We start from the raw sequence: 18459 nt of genomic DNA, 5'->3' as shown, positions 1-18459 counted from the left end.
TATTCCAGTTTCCAACACTACGCGTCCGGGTGCGCCGACCGCTCTTTGCCTACAGCGAACGTGGCGCAGTTTCGGCAGACAGCCGCTCTCGCCGCGGGGTACCGTGAAGTTGAGAAACAGCCACACCGACGATCGGCGGGATCATGACTTCCAACCCACTCAATCCGTCCAACGGCGACGAGGAACCCAAGGATCCGCTGGCAGAAATGCTCAAGAATCTGATGGGCGGTCAGGGAATGGGGAACATCGACCCCGCGGAACTCGCCAAAGCCGCCGGCCTTCCGGACGATCCGAACCTTCTCGCCCAAATGTTCTCCCAGGTCCAGGCGATGATGAGCGCCTCCTCCGAAGGCCCCGTCAACTGGCAGCTCGCACACGAGAACGCCCGGCGGGTGGCCGCGAGCGGCTCCGATCCCTCCGTGACCGCGCATCAGTCCCGCGACGTCGATGAGGCACTGCGCCTGGCCGAACTCTGGCTCGACCAGGTTACGGAGCTGCCGGCCACTGGATTGATCGGCAGGGCGTGGTCCCGCGCCGAGTGGGTGGAAGAGACCCTGGGCACGTGGAAACGGCTCACTGAGCCCGTCGCCAACAGCATCGCCAATGCGCTCTCCGCGGCCATGACCGAGCAGATGCCCGAGGAAATGAAGTCGATGATGGGGGGTGCCTCCTCGATGATCCAGAACATGGGAGGCGCAATCTTCGGCATGCAGCTTGGCCAGGCCATCGGCGCCCTGTCGGCCGAAGTTGTCAGCTCCACCGACATCGGAGTTCCCCTGGCCGACCTGGAAATGGCGCTCCTGCCCGCCAACGTGGTGAAGTTCGGCGAAGGCCTCAGCCTGCCGGAGAACGATGTCCGGCTGTTCCTGGCGGTGCGCGAAGCGGCCCATGCCCGGCTCTTTGTCCAGGTCCCGTGGCTGCGGGGGCACCTCCTCAGCGCCATCGAGGCATACGCCCGCGGCATCCACATCGACACCTCAAAGATCGAGGAACTCGCGAGGGACCTCGATCCCAGCAACCCCGAGGGTATCCAGGCGGCTTTGTCCCAAGGCGTCTTCATGCCGCAGCGCACGCCGGCCCAGGAACAGGCCCTCGAAAAACTGGAGACGGCCCTCGCCCTGGTGGAAGGCTGGGTCGACGAACTGACATGGGCTGCCACAGAGAAACTGCTTCCCTCGGCCGCGGCCCTGCGCGAGACCGTACGCCGCCGCCGTGCCACCGGAGGCCCTGCCGAACACGCGTTCTCCTCCCTTGTCGGCCTCGAACTGCGGCCGCGGCGCCTGCGGGAGGCTGCCACCCTGTGGGCCTCCCTCAAGGAGGAGCGCGGGGTCGAGGGACGCGACGCCATCTGGCAGCATCCTGACCTGCTGCCCACTGCGGAGGACCTGGACGATCCGAAGGGTTTCAGCGAACGCCGGAAGCTCGCCGAGGCCAGCGACACCGAGGTTGACGACGCCCTCCAGAAGCTGCTGAACGGCGGTTTCGATGAACCGGCCGGAACAGGAACCACACAGGAAGAGGAGTCAGGCGCCGGAGAGACCGGCCCGGAGGACGCAACCGGGAGCGGCGAAGGCGACGCTGGCAAGGGCAACGCCGGGGAAACCGGCTCCGAGGACGGCGGCACGCCCAAGGCGTAGGGCGCAGGGCTTAGAAAAGCTGGCCGGCCCCGGCCGGAACTTCGGTTCGGCCCGGGGCTTCTTCGTGTCGGGACTCGGCGGCGTCATCGATGTCGTCCGGAGACAGTCCCCGTGACATTGCGAAGGACACCCCTTCCAGGAAAGCCTTGGCACGCTCCGTCTCCGGATAAGCCTCCAGCAGCCGCCAAAAGGCGGCGTTGTGGTTGGCCACGAGCAGGTGCGCCAACTCGTGCAACAGCACGTAGTCGACGACCCACTGCGGCATCGGCTGGAGCTTGTCCGAGAGCCGGATGGTTCCCCGTGACGGCGTCGCCGAACCCCAACGTGAATTCTGGTTGCTGACCCAGCGGACCGAGGACGGCACGGCCCGGCCGCCGAAGTACTTCGCGGAAAGCCCGGCCGCGTGCGCGGCCAGTGCGGCATCGGTGCGCGGACGGCGCTGGCCCTCGCCGCCGGTCCCCCGTTCGCCCTGGAGCCGGAGCTTCTCGAGCATTCGGTGCACCCAGTCGCGTTCCTGGGCCCGGCTGAAGGAGGCAGGAATGGCGACGACCGCGGTGCCGTCCTCCCAGAACGCTGCAACGGTCCGGCGGCGCCGGGCGGAGCGCCGTACCTCGACTGGAGCGCCGTCGGCCGTGGTCAACGGCGTGGCCGCCGGTACCGGGCCCGGGGCGCCGCCGGCTGGCCTCCTTACCGGGCGCTTCGCGGAGGCGCCCATCAGAGCTCCGTGCTTGCGACCAGAACGGCCAGGACCGCTTCGCCGTATTTTTCCAACTTGGAAGCTCCCACCCCGGCGAGCCCGGCCAGCTGTTCAAGGGACGCGGGGCGGGCCTCGGCGATGGCCGTCAGGGTGGCGTCCGTGAAGACCACGAAGGCGGGGACGTCGGCGGCGAGCGCCACATCCTTGCGCCATTGCCGGAGCGCATTGAAGGTCTGTTCCTCATAGCTGGGCGGACACTGGCTGCAGCGCCCCACCTTGCGTTCGGCCCCGGAGGAGAGCATGGTCCCGCAAACCCGGCAGGACGCCGGGACGGCAGCCTTCCGGCGCGGTACCGCTCCCTTGCCGCGGAGGGAGGAGCTGGCCACGGAGTCGGGCCGCAGCCCGTCAAGGAAGCGCGAGGGCTTGCGGTTCGCCCGGCCGCCGGGCGTCCTGGCGGCCGACCAGGACAGGAACAGGTGCTCGCGGGCTCGGGTGATGCCCACGTAGAGCAGCCGGCGTTCCTCGTCCACAGCCTCCGGAGTATCGGCAAAGGAAATCGGCATGAGCCCTTCGCTGAGCCCGACGAGGAACACAGCGTCCCATTCAAGGCCCTTCGCGGCGTGCAGCGAAGCGAGGGTCACGCCCTGGACGGTCGGTGCGTGCTGGGCCAGGGACCGCTCCTGGAGCTCGTTGACGAAGTCCGGGAGGCTGAACTGCGGTCCCCTGCTGATGACGAGCTCGTCGGCCAGCGCCACCAGCGCGGCGAGCGATTCCCAGCGTTCCCGGACGGCGCCGCCGCTGTGCGGCGCCGAATCGGTGTAGCCCAGCGAGGCGACGATGTCGCGGACCAGCTGGCCCAGGGGCTCGGGCGTGGCGGTTTCGGCGACCGCCCGGGTCGCGGCACGGAGCTGCAGGATGGCGTCGCGGACCTCCTTGCGGGCAAAGAAACGTTCACCGCCGCGCAGCTGGTAGCCGATGCCGGCGGAGGCCAGGGCCTGTTCGTAGGCTTCGGACTGGCCATTGGTGCGGAACAGCACCGCGACCTGGCTTGCCGGCGTGCCGGCATCGAGCAGTTCGCGGATCCGTGCGGCGACCGTTGCCGCCTCGGCCTCGTCATCGGAGCATTCGGTGAATTGCGGTACCGGTCCGGCCGCCCGCTGGGCCACAAGCTGCAGGGGGGTGGCCCAGGCGGCGTCTGCGACGGGGCCGCCGCTGCGCCGTCCTGCCAGGAGGTCGTTGGCCAGCTTGACCACCTGCGGAGTGGAGCGGTAGTCGCGGATCAGCTTGACCACGTGGGCCTCGGGATACATGGCTTTGAAGCCAAGCAGATGCTTCGGGGACGCGCCCGTGAAGGAGTAGATGGTCTGGCTGGCGTCCCCGACCACGCAGAGGTCATCACGACCGCCCAGCCACAGTTCCAGGAGCCGCTGCTGCAGCGGCGAGACGTCCTGGTACTCGTCGACGACGAAGTGCCGGTACTGCTCGCGGACGGTCGCGGCCACCTTGGGATCCTCCTGCAGGATGCCGACGGTGATCAGCAGCACGTCCTCGAAGTCGATGACGTTGCGGTCTGTCTTGACGTCCTCGTAGGACTGGAAGACCCGTGCGACCGCGGTCAGGTCAAAGCCGCCCGGGTTCCCCCGGCCCTGGGCGTTTTCCAGGTAGTTCGCGGGCGTCAGCATGGACACCTTGGCCCACTCGATCTCGGACGCGAGGTCGCGGATGGACGCCCGGTCCGTGCTGAGCCGGAGCCGGCGTGCCGCCTCGGCGATCATCTGTGCCTTGTGGTCCAGGAGGTTGGGCAGCACCCCGCCCACGGCCTGTGGCCAGAAGAACTGCAACTGGCGCAGCGCCGCGGCGTGGAAGGTGCGGGCCTGGACGTTTCCGACGCCGAGATCACGGAGCCGGCTCCGCATTTCTGCGGCCGCCCGCGCGGTGAAGGTGACGGCCAGGAGCCGCTGCGGGCTGTACACCCCCGAATGCACGCCGTAGGCGATGCGGTGGGTGATGGCACGCGTCTTGCCCGTCCCGGCACCTGCCAGAACGCACATTGGCCCCTGCAGGGTGCTGGCAACCTCCCGCTGTTCGGCGTCGAGGCCTCCCAGGATCCGCTCCTCGAGGGGGCGGTCGTCCGGTGCAGGGCCGTCGGCGGGAACGCCGTCGGAGGCCGGGGTTTCGGGGCGTGGGCTGAAGTTCAAATGCTCTGTGGTCACGTTTGCTGCTCAGTCGATAGAGGGTGTCGTATGGATGGCGGGCCGCCGTGCCGGGCCCGCTAGGTGCCGCTGCGTGTGGCTGCCATCCGCGGGGTCATTCGGTTTCCGGGCGGTCCTGGATGACGCCGCCGTACCAGTGCTCGATGAGGGAGCGTGCGATGGAGAGCCTGGTGGAGATGACGATCTCGCCGGTCAGGACCGCTTCCTGCAGTTCTTGGCGGCTGAACCAGCGCGCGCGGGTGACCTCGACGCCGTCGGGCCGGGCCTCGGTGTCCGTCGTCGTGGCGGTGAACCCGAGCATCAGCGACGCGGGGAACGGCCAGGACTGGGATCCGAGGTACTGCGTTGCCGTGACCCGTACGCCGACCTCCTCGCCGATCTCCCGGACCACGGCCTGTTCGAGCGATTCCCCGGGTTCGACGAATCCTGCGAGGGTCGAATAGTTCCTGGCGTCGAGGGGACCGCCGCCGCCGAGCAGGAGCCGGCCGTCCGGGCCCACCACCGTGACGATGATGGCAGGATCCGTGCGGGGGTAGTGCTCGGAGCCGTCGGCCGGGCAGCGACGGACCCAGCCGCCGGCTTCCGTCTCCGTGGCGGCGCCGCAGCGCGGGCAGTGGGTGTGGGTGGCGTGCCAGTTGGCGATGGCGCTCGCTTCGATGAACAGGGCGGTGTCCACCGGGTTCAAGCGGGCGGCGACATCGCGGAAACCTGCCCATTGCGCGGCGGCCGGGATGCCGGCCACGTGTGCCTCGAACGCCTCCGTTTGGACCTCAAACTGTTTGGGAAGGACGAAAAGGACGAGCTCGGTGCCCTCTTCCAGGCCGGCGCCGGCCACGGCGGAGCCCAGATAGACCAGGTGCTCAGGCGCGTAAGAGGTGTCTTGAAGGTGTCCTGCGAGGTCCGCGGCGTCCAGGAGGACGAGGCTGTTTCCGCTGACGAGGGCCTGCCGGCCGGAGAGCACCATCGCCCGCGCGGTGCCGGAGCGGACAAGGTCCGCCAGCATTCCGGGTTTCAGCCGGGCCGCGGAGCCACGGTCGATCAGTGCCGGGCGCACTGGAAGTACCGTGTCCATCAGGTGGTTGGCCGGAAGGTTCGGCTCCGGCGGGGATCCCGGGGCGGTGCTTTCCGATGCCGTGCTGCCCAATGCGGCGTTTTCTGGTGCTGGTGACTCCGCAAGACTCATATACCCACCGTACTGACTCCCGCAGACAATTGACATTTGCTCGGGCGTTTCGGAGCCGCGAGCCAATGGCGGCGGAGGCTGGAAATTGTTGCGCTCCCAACGAAACGCTCTCCGGTATTTATTCCCGATGTGGAGACTCGCCGTGGTGCCTCACTGTCTTATGCGCCGCTCAATCTACCGTGGAAGCGTGAGAAGAAAACCAATCGAACTGGCAGCTGTAGCAACCGCGGCGGTCCCCGGCCTGACCCCGACCGCCGTCAGCTCTGCGCCCGACGATCCGGCGGACTTCGACTCCGCCCTTCTCCTCGACTCCGAAGGCAAACGCTGGCGCGTCCGCTCCCCCCGCCACGCCGAAGCCAGTGCCCGCCTCGAGACGGAATTCATGGTGCTGCGCGCCTTTGTCCCCGGCATCCGGGCGGAGCTGCCGTTCCTGATGCCCACGGTCGCCGGAACCGTCAGGCAGGGTGAGCTGAGCACCTTCGTGTATTCGCACCTCGCGGGGGCCACACGCTCCGTCGAGGAGCTGAGTGGCGGATCCGCCGCCCTGGCCGCCGAAATCGGCACAGCCCTCGCCGCGATCCATGACCTCCCCCGGTCACTGGTCAGCAACGCCGATCTGCCGAGCTACACGCCCAACGAGTTCCGGCAGCGCCGCCTGAATGAGCTGGACCAGGCCGCCACGACCGGCAAGATCCCGCCGCTGCTGCTGCGCCGCTGGGAACACGCCATGGAGGACGTGTCGCTGTGGCGCTTCAACCCGTGTGTGGTCCACGGCGACCTGCACGAGGACAACCTCCTGGTCGACGGCGACCGCGTGACCGCCGTGACCGGGTGGACCGACCTCCGCATCGGCGATCCGGCCGACGACATGGCCTGGCTGGTCGCCTCGAACGAGCAGGCCTTCGTGGACGCCGTGCTGGAACACTACACCGCCAGCCGGAAGGACGCGCCCGACACTCACCTGCTGCGGCGGGCGGCATTGTCCGCCGAATTCGCGCTGGCGCAGTACCTGGTCAAGGGCCTCGCCGCCGGAGACCAGGACATGATCCATGAGGCCGAGTCCATGCTCACCGCACTTGCCGACGACGTCGCGGAACACGGCGGCCAACCGATCAGCGTGGAACCCCTTCCCTGGCCCGTCCCGGCGCCCGAAAACCAGCAGAACGCTGGCGGCGCTGCGGTTCCGGCGGTCCCGGGGGTCCCGGGAGTCCCGGCCGGCCCGTCAGTCCCGGCTGTGGGCAAAGTAACCGTACTCCCGGTCCCCGTGCCCGCCGCGGATCCGGTCTCCGGACCGGACGCGGTTCCCGCCGGAAACGCCATGCCCGCCGTACACGTGACGCCGATCCCCGGCGACGGGAAAGACGGGAAGAATGACGCCAGCGGTACCGAAGCAGCCGGCACGGCCGACAGCGGTACCGAAGCAGCCGGCACGGCCGACGGCGGCACGGCAGACCGTCTTTCGGAGGACACCTCGACGCAGTCGATCGCTGTCATACAGCCGCATCCCGGCGAGGACGCCTCAACGGCGGCCATCACCATCGTTGAGGTGAAGTCCCTCTAGTCCGGTTTGCCCACACCGGGCTGCGCCTTGCTCTGCCCGGTCGCGCTAGGCGCCGCCCGCGGGCGCCGACGTCCCGCCCAGGGCGGCGGCGACGATGGCCTCCAGCCTTTCCGCTGACCCAAGATCGTGGGGGCGGACCACCTGGTTGTCGGCCACATAGTAGAACGCGGCCCGGACGTCCTCGAGCGGGACACCCTTGAGCCGGGACCAGGCCAGACGGTACACGGCAAGCTGGACCGCCTTGACCTTCAGCTGGGCGGCCGAGGGACGGCGGCCGGTTTTCCAGTCCACCAGGTCCCAGCCGCCGTCGGCATCCCGGAATACGGCATCAATCCGGCCTCGCACCACGACCTCGCCAATCCTGGTCTCGACGGGAACTTCGACAAAGGCTGGCGCGCGGTGGGCCCACTCGGACTGGCGGAAGGTTTCCACCATGGCATCGAGACCGTAGGCCTCGTCGATATGGTCATCTGAGCCCGCCGCCTCGCCGAGATCCAGCATGCCGGCGGCGCCGAAGTACCCCTCCACCCAGGCGTGGAAGGCTGTGCCCTTGCGTGCCGACATCCCCGGTTCGCGCGGAACGGGCCGCCGCAGCCGGGCCACGACGGAGCCCGCGTCGTCCTCAAGATCCACCAGCGTTGACGCGGAAATGTGTCCAGGCAGGTGGACATCCTGCATAGTCGTCCGCCGGGACCGGCGGTCCAGCAGCGTCGCCGCCTCCTTGGCCCACCCCGCCGCAGGGCCGCGGAGGTGGTGACGGTGTCCGCCGTCGTCCGCAGGGCCGTCCAAGGCGCCGGCCAGGGCGCCGGGCTCGTCCGGTCCCAGGATCCGCAGCACCCGCTCCGCCGCTGACTCCATGGCGGCACGCCGTCCCCGCACCAGCCGCAGCCGCGTCCCCGTCCGCGGGTCGTACGGGCCTTCCAGGGGGTCGTAGGGCCAGACGGCGACCTCAAGCTCGGCGGTCAATGGGCTCTTCTCCGGCAGCAATTCCTCGCTCACGGACAGGGGGTGGATCTCCGCGGTACCGTCCGCGGAGAGGACCTCCAGTTCCGCCAGGAACGGCGACATCCCCGCCATGCCGGCCCGTGACCCCACCCACGCGGCACTGGATATCCAGAGGACGTGCTTGGCACGGGTATAGGCCACATAGGCCAGCCGCCGTTCCTCGGCTTCCCCGTGGGTCTGGACCGCTGACTTAAATTCCTTCTCGGCGTCGAGCCAGCCTTTCTGGTCCGGCTGGTCCAGGTCCCATTGCGGCAGGTCGGCGCGATCACCGCGCAGCGGCCACGGCAGTGCTGCACTTCCGCTGCTCCAGCGCGAGTCCCGGCTGCTCGGGAATGCGCCGGCGTTGAGTCCGGGCACAAAGACGACATCCCATTCCAGGCCTTTGGACGCGTGGACCGTCAGGAGCTGGACCGCCTCATGGTTCACTTCCGCCGCGGCGGCATCGAGCCCGTTTTCCTCGGCCGCTGCTGCCTCGAGCCATGCGAGGAAGGCCAGGACGTCGATCCGCTGGGACGTGTGCAGGAATCCGGCGGCCGCATCCTGGAAAGCGTCGAGGTTCCGGCGTGCCTGGTGGATGCTGGTCCCCGGCCGCGCCGCCACTTCGATGTCCAGGAGCATGGCCCGTTCCACTTCGCCGAGCAGTGTGGTGAGGTCATCGCCCATGTACGTGCGCAGCTGCCGGAGCTCGGCCGAAAGCCGCCGGAGCCGGTCCAGGGCCGCGGGCGTCAGCCTGCGCCCGTGCGCCGACGTCCAGTCCTCGCGGGGCAGCCAGTCCAGTGCCTCGACAAGGCTGGCGGCATCGGTGAGGTCGCCTTCGATCACGGCGTCGGCAGCCTCGTTTACGGTGTCGCCGGAGTCACCTGTGTCGCCGGTGTCCGGGCTGCCGGGGCGGCCTCTGCGACGGGCGAGGAAGCCGGACCAGTCCCGGAACGCCATCAGGTCCGCCGGGCCGATCCGCCACCGTGCACCGGCCAGCAGGCGCATCAGGGAGTCCGAGCGGCCGGGATCGGCCAGGACGCGGAGCGTCGCGACAAGATCGATGATCTCCGGGGTGTCCAGCAGGCCGCCGAGACCGACGATCTCGTAGGGGATGCCGCGGGCCTCGAACTCGCGGCGGATGCATTCCATCTGGGCCCTCCGCCGGCACAGCACGGCCATCGCCGGTGGTACGGACCCGGCCGACGGCGACGCGTCGAAATCGGTCACGCGGAACTTCAGGACGTCCCCGGCGATCGCGGCGGCCTCGGCCACGTCCGTGGCGTACCGGCCCATCACGACCCTGCCCTGGACGGCGGCCGGGCTTGGCTGCAGGGGCGGCACCTCAACGGACTCTGCGGTGTCCCTGGCACCCGCGGCACCGGCATGGGCCGCGGTCTTGCTGAGGGGCGCGGAAATGAGGTTGGCAGCGGAGAGGATGTTCCGGCCGTTGCGCCACGCCGTGGTCAGGTACGACGTCGGGGCGACGGCAAGGCGCGGCACGCCACCTGCCGCGCCCGCCGCGTCTGCCGCGCCCGCCGCGGGCGCCCCGGAGCCGTCTCCGCCGGCATTATTCCGCCCGGTGTTGTCACCGGTGACGCGGAGGGGGAATTCGCGGACGAAATGGAACAACTGCCCGGCCGACGCGCCGCGGAAGCCATAGATGGACTGGTTGGGGTCCCCCACGGCGGTCACGGCGTGGCCGTCGCCGAAGAGCCTCGAGAACAACACGAGCTGGGCGTGGGAGGTGTCCTGGAACTCGTCCAGCAGCACCACCTTGTAGCGCTGGCGTTCCATCTGCGCGGCGACCGGGATCTCGTTGGCAACCCTGGCCGCCAGAGCCACGAGGTCGCCGAAGTCCAGGGCCCCCCTAGCCCGTTTCGCTTCGGAATATCGGTCCACCATCTCCGCGACGCTTGCCCGGGTGCGCAGCATGCCGCTGAGCTCCCCCGCGGCCTGGCTGGGGTTTTTCCTGGCAGTGGCGAGGTAGGGCAGTGCCTCAAACGCGGAGACCCGCTCCAGCACCCAGGCCCGGACCTCTGCGGGGTCGCGGAGGTGCTCCGAGCACTCCCCGGCGAGCTGGATCACCGCTTTGACGAGGGTGGACTTGGCGGACCGGAAGTGTTCGTAGTCGCCGTCGTACGCTTCCACGACCTCGCTGGCAAGCTGGAAGGACTGGGCCCCGCCGAGAAGCACCACGTCCCGTTCGACGCCGAGCCGGAGGCCGTAGTCGGAGACGATGCCGCTGGCGTACGAGTGGTAGGTGGAGACCTTGGGTTCGAGGGCGTCGTTGCTGAGCAGTCCGGCGGGGAAGACCTTGTGCTCCGGGTCCGCCGCGGCGATCCGCTGCAGGGACGCCAGCTTGGCGCGGATCCGGGAGGCGAGTTCGCCGGCGGCCTTGCGGGTGAACGTCACGCCGAGCACTTCTTCCGGCCTGACCCAGCCGTTGGCGACGAGCCACACCACGCGGTCGGCCATGGTGGCGGTCTTTCCCGAGCCGGCGCCGGCGATGACCAGCCGTGGCGACAGCGGCGAAGAGATGATCAAGGATTGTTCGGCCGTGGGGCTGTTCTTCTCCCCCAGCATGGCGGACAGTTCCTCGGGGGTAAACCTGGGGACGGGAAGAATGGCCGGGGGTGCCGGCGGGGGCGGTGCCGGAACGCCCGCCCGCTGGACGTCGGGGGTCATTCAGTAACCTGCTTTCCGCGCGCGCACAGCGGGCAGACTTCAGGGAGGCGGCAGCCGTGGCCGCCGTGGCCCCCCTTGGACGGATCGTGGCGGGCTTCGAACGTGTTCCCGGACATCACCCTGGCGGCGTCGTTGACCATGCCCAGAGCCCAGTTATCCTGCGGGTCCAGCGGGGCCTGGGCCTGGATGCCCGGGCTCTTGGTCCCGGTGCCGAGCTGGGCAAGGACCGCGCCGCCAGGGAGCGGCGGCGGACCATCATCCGCGCCGGAAAACCCGCCGGCCAGCACCGCCGCCTGGTAGGCGCCGAGCTGCGGATGCCGTTCGAGATCCGTTTTGCCGGGCTGGCTCTTGCCGGTCTTGAGGTCCACGATGACCAGGCGGCCCTCGGCGTCGATCTCCAGCCTGTCGACCTGGCCCCGCAACACGGCGGCCCGTGCCGGCCAGGAGTCCTCGCCGGAATCCGGTGCGGCGCCCGCAGCGCCGGTGTCCGCCGGGAGGTCAGCGAGTTTCACTTCGAAGTCCTGCTCGACGCCCAGCAGGCTGCGGCCCTGGCTGCGCATGACGAGGACGTACTGGGCCAGTTTGCGGACCATGGATTCGGCGCGCTGGAAGTCCAGCTTTCCCTCCCAGTTGTCTTTCATGCCGAGGGCGGGCCAGCGCCGGAGAAGTTCAGCGACGTATTCGCCGCCCGAGGCGTCCGGGAGGTCCTGGGCGATTGCGTGGACCAGTGTGCCCAGGCTGCGGGCAAAGTCCGTCGCCGCCTCGCCGCCGGCGGCCTGGACGAACCAGTCAAGCGGCGACTTCTGCACGGTCTCCACCTTGGAAGGCGAGACGTACACGGTACTGCCCGGGGGCACCACGGGCGTGTCCGAGGACAGCGGCGCGAGCCCCCACCAGCTCCCCGGATGGGCCCCCGGAACGGCTGGCTCCGCCGAGGCCAGGGCGCCCAGCACCGCAGCGGCCTCGCGGGATTCGGGAGCGGCGGCATCCAGCTGGGCGTACTGGCGCAGCTCGGCCACGAGGGCCCGCAGGGTAAGGGGACGCTCCACCGGGGTGAAGCCGCGACGGTCCTGGTCCGGGCGCAGCGGAGCCACATAGTCCAGGAAGGAGGACGGCTGCTCGTCTTCCGAGGAAACGGCGCTGCAGATCAGCACGTCCTTGGCGCGGGAGACGGCCGTGGAGAAGCTCCGCAGCTCGTCGTAACGGATTTCGCGCAACCGGCTGAGCGGGTCCAGCTGCAGCGCGTACTCCACGCCGTGTTCGACGGCGTCCGCGAACAGGGTGCTGCCAAGCAGTTCGCCGCGCAGCCGGGTGTTGGGCCACACGCCTTCCTGCAGCCCTGGGATGATCACCACCGGCCACTCCCTCCCGGCGGCGCTGGCGGGCGTCATGAGTTCCACCGCGTCCTCCAGCTGTGCCCGCGCGGCGAGGGTGTCCATGGGGAGTTCCTGGCTCAGCAGGTATTCCAGGAATTGCTCGGGCCCGGAACCGGGCAGCTGGTCCACGAAGCGTTCCGCGGTGTGGAACAGCGCCATCATGGCGTCGAGGTCCCGGTCGGCCCGGGCTCCGGCCGTGCCGCCGGCAAGGGCGGCGTCGGTCCAGCGGCCGGCAAGGCCGGTGGAGTGCCACAGCGCCCACAGCACCGTTTCGGCGTTGCCGCCGGGCGCCACGGCCGCGTCCCGGCCGGCCCGGATCATGCGGGCAATCCTGCGGGCGGCCTGCCCCTCGATGCCAAGCGTCGCCAGGGCTCCCGGCTCCAGCAACGCCTCCACCAGCAGGGCGTCGCTGGTGCGGCCACCGCCGCCCAGGATCTCCTCCCGCCGCAGGGACTGGCGCAGCCGCCGCAGCTCGATTGATGTCGCTCCGCCGATGCGCGAGGTGAGCAGGGAAACAGCCGACTCCGGGGTGAGCACTGCCGGGTCCAGTGCCACCGCGTAGGCCTCCAGCAGCGGACGCACCGCGACCTCATCCCTGACGGCCGAATCGGCCACCGGGACCCGGACCGGGATCCCCTGGCCGGCGAGGTACCGCTGCAGCTGGCTGAGCTGGCCGCCGTTGCGTACGATCACGGCGATTTCGCCGAAGTCACGGCCGTCGTTCAGCTGGGCTTCCAGGATCCGCTGCGCCACGTATCGCAGTTCGTGGGCCGGGGACGGAAGCAGATGCGCCTCGACGCTGCCTGCGCCGGCTTCAGCTGAGGCAGCCGGGCGGGGCTGTTCAAGCCGGCGTGCGGACTGGCCGCCGGCGCGGCGTGAGATGCGCACGGCCACCGATTGCCAGGCCTCCGCCACGGCGGGAGCGTGGCGGTGGGCGGAGAAGAGCGGGCGCTCCAGGACGGTGCCGCCGGCGGGGGCCAGCAACACGGGCAGTTCGGCTACCAGGTCCGGCCTAGCCCCGCGGAAGCCCTGGACCACGGTGTCCGGGGACGAGGTGATGATGGCGTCCTTGCCGGCCGCGATGTCCGCGAGCAGTTCGAAGACGGCGGGATTCGCTTCCTGGATGTCATCGACCAGGATCAGCTGGAGCCTGTCCCGCTCGGCGGCCAGGAAGCCGGGCTCATCCTGGAAGATCTGGCGCGCGGCCGTGATGATGCCGGCGGGGTCGAAGGCTTCGGGCATCCGAAGGTCCAGGACGTCACGGTACTCGGCGTAAAGGGCAGCGGCGGCCACCCAGTCGGGCCGGCTGCAGGCCCGGGCGAGGACCACCAGGTCCTCCGCGGTCCGCCCGGATTCGATGATCCGGTCAAAGAGCTGTCGGACTTCCTGGCGGAACCCCCGCGTCTGCAGGGCAGCCCCCAGGTCCTCCGGCCACGGCAGATCGAGGCCAGGCTGCATGTGGCCTTCCAGGAGCTCCTTGATGATGAGGTCCTGTTCCGGCCCGGAGAGCAGTTTCGGCGGACGCGGGAGGGGCAGGATGCCTTCGGCCTTGGCGCGCCGGATGAGATCGAAGGCGTACGACGCCCATGTGCGGGCCGGCGTCGTGCTGAGGCTCCGGTCCAACCGGGCGGTGAAGCGGTCCCGGAGCGAATCAGCGGCGAGCCGTCCCGGAGCCAGGATGAGCATCCGTTCGGGATCCAGGCCATCGCGTTGGGCGCGGCGGACGGCGGCCTCCACCAGGACGGTCGATTTGCCGGTGCCGGGCGCCCCGGGCACCAGGACGGGTCCGGACCCGTGCGGGACGTCGACGGCGGCGAGCTGGTCCGCCGTCAGCACCGGAACGGCGCTGTGTTGCGTCCTGGGCGGCAGCAGGCGCAACCCCGAACCGGTGGGCCGGGGACGGGATCCGCCTGCTTTGGACAGCGGGAATTCCGGATGTTGGCTGGGGGTACTCACACAGTCATTTCATCATCGGGTGCCGACATTTTTTGCAGCTCACCATGGAGCGCAGCGTCCAGCCGCTCGGCAATGGAATCGATCCGGTCGAATTCGCCCTCCGAGGGCCTCCACCGGGCCGCCGGGAGGTCAACGCGCCATCGTCCCTCACCGGTACGAAGGTATTCGGCGTGACTGCCCTGAAGCGGGGTGCCTTCGACCACATACAGTGCCAGGGCCTCGCGTTCATGCCCGGGCGGGGCGTCACCGCTGGCCTTGAGAACCCGCCACCAAGGCACCGCGCTGCCGTAGTGGCTCATCACCGAACCGACCTGCCGGGGTCCTCCGGAGCCGAGCAGTTCCGCGACGTCCCCGTACGCGACCGCTGCGCCGGCCGGGACCAAAGCCACGAGCTCCAGCACTGCTTCTACATACTCGGTGCGCATCGGTCCAGCCTAGTCGCCGGAACCGCGGCGCGAGGTCACATCCGGCCCATGCCGGGCCGGAAGGAGCGCGGCGTGGCCGCGATGCGGTGTGGGCCTGTCGGGCAGGAACTGTCAGAGGCAGCAGGTAGCGTTGAAGCATGAGCACTTGGAACACCCTCCCCCGCGCAGCCTTCGACCTCGAGACAACCGGGCGCAATTCCCGCGCCGCGAGGATCGTGACGGCGTCGGTCACCGTGGTGGACTCCGCCGGCGCGGTCATCAAGGAACATGAGTGGCTCGCCGATCCGGGCGTGGACATTCCAACGGAAGCCAGCGACGTCCACGGCATCACCACCGAACAGGCGCGCCGCGACGGCCGGCCCGCAGCGGAGGTGACCCGTGAGCTCGCAGCCGTGCTCCAGGAACTTTTCGATGCCGATGTGCCCGTCATCGCCTTCAACGCCAGCTACGACTTCACGGTCCTCGCCGCCGAATCGGCCCGCTACGGCGTCCCGCAGCTGAACCGGTTCCCGGTCCTGGACCCGTACATCATGAACAAGCAGGTGGACCGCTACCGCAAAGGCAAGCGCACCCTCACGGCCCTGTGCGAGGAATACGGCGTCAGCCTCGAGAACGCGCACACATCCGCGGCCGACGCCCTGGCCACCTTACGCATGCTCGACGCCATGGCCGGGAAGTTCCCCAAGCTCAGGATGCCCGCAACCCACCTCCACCAGCTCCAGGTCGAATGGGCCTCCGCGCAGGCCGCCGACTTCCAGACGTACCTGCGCAAGACCAAACCGGCCGCCGTCATCGAAGGCGAGTGGCCGGTCCTGCCGCCGGAGGACGCCAGCCGCGGCGACTTCTAGGCCGCCGGACAGCTGCAGCGGCGGAACGGCCGGCTTCTTAAAACGAAACCTTGGCCGGCCCGACGGCTGGTTTAGCCCACAGTTACCGGCAAATCCAGCCGTTGAGACGTAACCCACACCCCCCGGTGGACGCCGCCGCGTCGCCTGGCGCGGGCGATGATTTCGCCCGGCGCCGGCGGCTCTCTCGGAAGCGTGCACTGCCCACGCGAACATGGAAGATAATTCGCCCCGAGCCCTCTTGCGTGACGATTAATTCGAATTGAGGCGTCCCCGGCGCCGGGTGACACAATTATCTTTCGCGGTGCGCCTGCCTACCCGGCGCGCCAGCAGACGGCCGGGAACCGAGAGGTTCCGCGCGGCCCACCGAACTTCGGACGAAAGTGATTGCGCGATGAAAAGCAAAGCCTTGAAGTGGCTGACAACCGTTCCTGTGGCAATCGCCATGGCGGCCTCCCTCGCAGCGTGCGGCGGCGGCGCACAGTCAACGGGCTCACCCACGGACGCCCTCCAGGGCAGTGACCAGACATCACTGGACAAGTACACCACCAAGGAGGTCACCCCGCTCGACAAGATCGACAAGTCGAAGCTGGGCCTGATCACTGACGGCACCTTGCGGGTCGGCACCCTGTCCGACGCTCCGCCGAACATCTTCATCGACCCGGCGGGCAAGTTCACGGGCTACGACAACGAGCTCCTCCGGGCCATTGGCGACAAGCTGGGACTCAAAGTCGAGTTCGCTTCCACCGACTTCTCCGCGTTGCTCTCCCAGGTCAAGAACAAGCAGTTCGACGTCGGATCCTCCTCGATCTCCACCACCGACAAGCGCCGCGAAACTGTCGGCTTCACGAACGGCTACGACTTCGGCTACATGGCCGTCGTGACCAAGAGCGACGCCAAGGTCAAAGGCTTCGCCGACCTCAAGGACGGCGTCCGCATCGGGGTCGTCCAGGGCACTGTCCAGGACGACTACGTGACCAACACGCTCAAGCTCGAACCGGTCCGGTTCCCGGACTACAACACCGTGTACGCCAACGTGAAGTCCGGCCAGGTCGACGCCTGGGTGGCTCCTTCGCAGCAGGCCACCGGCCAGGTCAAGGATGGCGACAACACCAAGATCGCCGAGAAGGTTGTCAACACCCAGAACTTCACAGCTTACGCCGTCAACAAGGACAACCAGCCGCTGATTGACGCCCTGAACGCCGGCCTCGACGCCGTCATTGCTGACGGCACCTGGACCAAGCTCACGGCCCAGTGGTACACGGACCGGCCCACCGCTAAGGAGCAGACCCCGCAGGGCTGGAAGCCGGGCAGCAAAGCCGTCCAGGTCGCCGCGAAGTAACCCGGGCGCTCCATGGATTTCCTCACATTGCTCTCCGAGACCTTCCTGGACTGGAAGTCGATCGGCGCCGTCCTCCCCAAAATGTTCGCCGTCGGGCTTCCGAACACGCTCGTTTTGGCCGTCGCGTCAGGCGTCATCGGAACAGTGCTCGGCATGTTGCTTGCCCTGATGGGGATTTCCCGGAACGCCGGCGCCCGCTGGGTCGCGCGCATCTACACCGACGTGCTTCGGGGGCTGCCGCCCATCCTCACCATTCTGGTGATCGGGTTGGGGTTCGGGCCGATTGTCCGGCAGATGACCGGATCCACCAGCCCGTACCCGATGGCGATCGCAGCGTTATCCCTGATGTCGGCCGCCTACATTGGCGAGATCTTCCGCTCCGGTATCCAGAGCGTGGACAAGGGACAGCTTGAAGCCACCCGGGCCCTGGGGTTCGGCTACGGCCCGGCCATGCGCCTGGTGGTCGTGCCCCAGGGTGTCCGGCGGGTGCTTCCTGCCCTGGTCAACCAGTTCATCGCCCTGATCAAGGAGTCCTCCCTGGTCTTTATGCTGGGCCTGCTGGCGTCGGAACGCGAGATTTTCCAGATCGGCAAGGACGCGGCGTCCACCAGCGGAAACCTCTCCCCCTACGTGGCGGCAGCGGTGTTCTACCTGGCGCTGACCGTGCCGTTGACCCACTTCGTGAACTGGATTGACCGGCGGTTGCGCTCGGGCCGGCCGGAAAAGAAAGAACCGGACGAGGCAGCTGCCGTCGTCGGAAAGGGAGCCCAGGCATGAGCGAGTTCGTTTCCGGATCGTTGACGGCACAGAATATCCACCTGTCCTTCGGGTCGAACCGCGTCCTGCGCGGCATCGACCTGCACGTCGAGAAGGGATCCACGGCTTCCGTGATCGGGCCTTCCGGCTCGGGCAAGTCCACGCTCCTGCGGGTCATGAACCGGCTCATTGAGCCCGAGCAGGGTGACATTCTGCTCGACGGCCGTTCGGTGCTGAAGGACAACCCGGACGAACTGCGCCGGCGGATCGGGATGGTCTTCCAGCAGTTCAACCTGTTTCCGCACAAGACCGTGGCGGAGAACGTCTCCCTGGCGCTGCGGAAGCTGCGCGGGATGTCCAAGGACCAGGCGCGGGAGGAAGCTCTCGCCCAGCTGGACCTGGTCGGACTCAAGCACAAGGCCGATTCCCGTCCCGCCAACCTCTCCGGCGGGCAGCAGCAGCGCGTGGCCATAGCGCGGGCTTTGGCCATGAAACCGGAGGTGATGTTCTTTGACGAGGCCACGTCCGCCCTGGACCCGGAGCTCGTCAAGGGCGTGCTGGCGCTCATGGCCGACCTCGCCAAGGGCGGCATGACCATGGTGGTGGTCACGCACGAGATGGGGTTCTCCCGCAACGTTTCGGACACCGTGACGTTCATGGACGGCGGCGTCGTCGTGGAGTCCGGTGCGCCGGAACAGATCTTCACGAACCCGCGCACGGAACGGCTGCAGGGATTCCTGGCGGACGTCCTCTAACCCTTCGCCGGTCCGGCGTTCAGCGTTGCCGGCGTTAAACGACT

At 68.8% G+C, this 18459-nt stretch carries 12 protein-coding genes; 6 read left to right on the top strand and 6 right to left on the bottom strand.

Annotated features, from left to right (window positions below; genetic code table 11):
• Positions 1–143 precede the first annotated feature (143 nt).
• A complete protein-coding gene (locus tag AC1DES_RS08260) occupies positions 144–1637 on the top strand; it encodes a zinc-dependent metalloprotease (RefSeq protein WP_476895219.1) in 1494 nt (497 codons plus the stop codon).
• 10 nt (positions 1638–1647) lie between these two features.
• On the opposite strand, the gene AC1DES_RS08255 is transcribed toward AC1DES_RS08260, so the two are convergent.
• The 3 genes from AC1DES_RS08255 to nudC all read right to left on the bottom strand — a co-directional run bounded on the left by AC1DES_RS08255 (position 1648) and on the right by nudC (position 5730).
• Complete coding sequence (locus tag AC1DES_RS08255; protein ID WP_476895218.1) at positions 1648–2352, bottom strand: M48 metallopeptidase family protein; 705 nt, start codon at positions 2350–2352, stop codon at positions 1648–1650.
• The gene (locus AC1DES_RS08250; protein WP_476895315.1) at positions 2352–4442 is read right to left on the bottom strand and encodes an ATP-dependent DNA helicase UvrD2; all 2091 of its coding nucleotides are present in this window, start codon (positions 4440–4442) and stop codon (positions 2352–2354) included. The genes AC1DES_RS08255 and AC1DES_RS08250 overlap by 1 nt, the downstream gene beginning before the upstream one ends.
• A gap of 199 nt (positions 4443–4641) precedes the next feature.
• Positions 4642–5730, bottom strand: coding sequence for an NAD(+) diphosphatase (nudC, locus tag AC1DES_RS08245; protein ID WP_476895217.1), 1089 nt, complete (start codon positions 5728–5730; stop codon positions 4642–4644).
• 187 nt (positions 5731–5917) lie between these two features.
• Between nudC and AC1DES_RS08240 the strand changes: the two genes are divergently transcribed.
• Entirely contained in the window at positions 5918–7291 is a 1374-nt protein-coding gene (locus AC1DES_RS08240; protein ID WP_476895216.1) for a macrolide 2'-phosphotransferase, read from the top strand.
• 45 nt (positions 7292–7336) lie between these two features.
• Here AC1DES_RS08240 and AC1DES_RS08235 read toward each other — a convergent pair whose 3' ends face one another.
• The 3 genes from AC1DES_RS08235 to AC1DES_RS08225 are packed head-to-tail and all read right to left on the bottom strand — an operon-like array spanning position 7337 to position 14717.
• Positions 7337–10960, bottom strand: coding sequence for an ATP-dependent helicase (locus AC1DES_RS08235; RefSeq protein WP_476895215.1), 3624 nt, complete (start codon positions 10958–10960; stop codon positions 7337–7339).
• A complete protein-coding gene (locus AC1DES_RS08230) occupies positions 10957–14259 on the bottom strand; it encodes an ATP-dependent helicase (protein WP_476895314.1) in 3303 nt (1100 codons plus the stop codon). The genes AC1DES_RS08235 and AC1DES_RS08230 overlap by 4 nt, the downstream gene beginning before the upstream one ends.
• 29 nt (positions 14260–14288) lie before the next feature.
• Positions 14289–14717: an MGMT family protein gene (locus tag AC1DES_RS08225; RefSeq protein ID WP_476895214.1), complete on the bottom strand. Its 429-nt coding sequence runs from the start codon at positions 14715–14717 to the stop codon at positions 14289–14291.
• A gap of 137 nt (positions 14718–14854) precedes the next feature.
• Between AC1DES_RS08225 and AC1DES_RS08220 the strand changes: the two genes are divergently transcribed.
• The 4 genes from AC1DES_RS08220 (at position 14855) to AC1DES_RS08205 (ending at position 18415) form a co-directional block, all read left to right on the top strand.
• Positions 14855–15565: an exonuclease domain-containing protein gene (locus tag AC1DES_RS08220; RefSeq protein WP_476895213.1), complete on the top strand. Its 711-nt coding sequence runs from the start codon at positions 14855–14857 to the stop codon at positions 15563–15565.
• A gap of 391 nt (positions 15566–15956) precedes the next feature.
• A complete protein-coding gene (locus AC1DES_RS08215; protein ID WP_476895212.1) occupies positions 15957–16904 on the top strand; it encodes an ABC transporter substrate-binding protein in 948 nt (315 codons plus the stop codon).
• A gap of 12 nt (positions 16905–16916) precedes the next feature.
• Complete coding sequence (locus AC1DES_RS08210) at positions 16917–17681, top strand: amino acid ABC transporter permease (RefSeq protein ID WP_476895211.1); 765 nt, start codon at positions 16917–16919, stop codon at positions 17679–17681.
• On the top strand, positions 17678–18415 hold the full coding sequence (locus AC1DES_RS08205; protein WP_476895210.1) for an amino acid ABC transporter ATP-binding protein: 738 nt from the start codon (positions 17678–17680) through the stop codon (positions 18413–18415). The genes AC1DES_RS08210 and AC1DES_RS08205 overlap by 4 nt, the downstream gene beginning before the upstream one ends.
• The last annotated feature ends 44 nt before the right edge of the window (positions 18416–18459 follow it).

It is taken from the genome of Arthrobacter sp. 05T442 (assembly GCF_056395945.1).
This window is presented reverse-complemented; position numbering and strand designations above follow the sequence as displayed.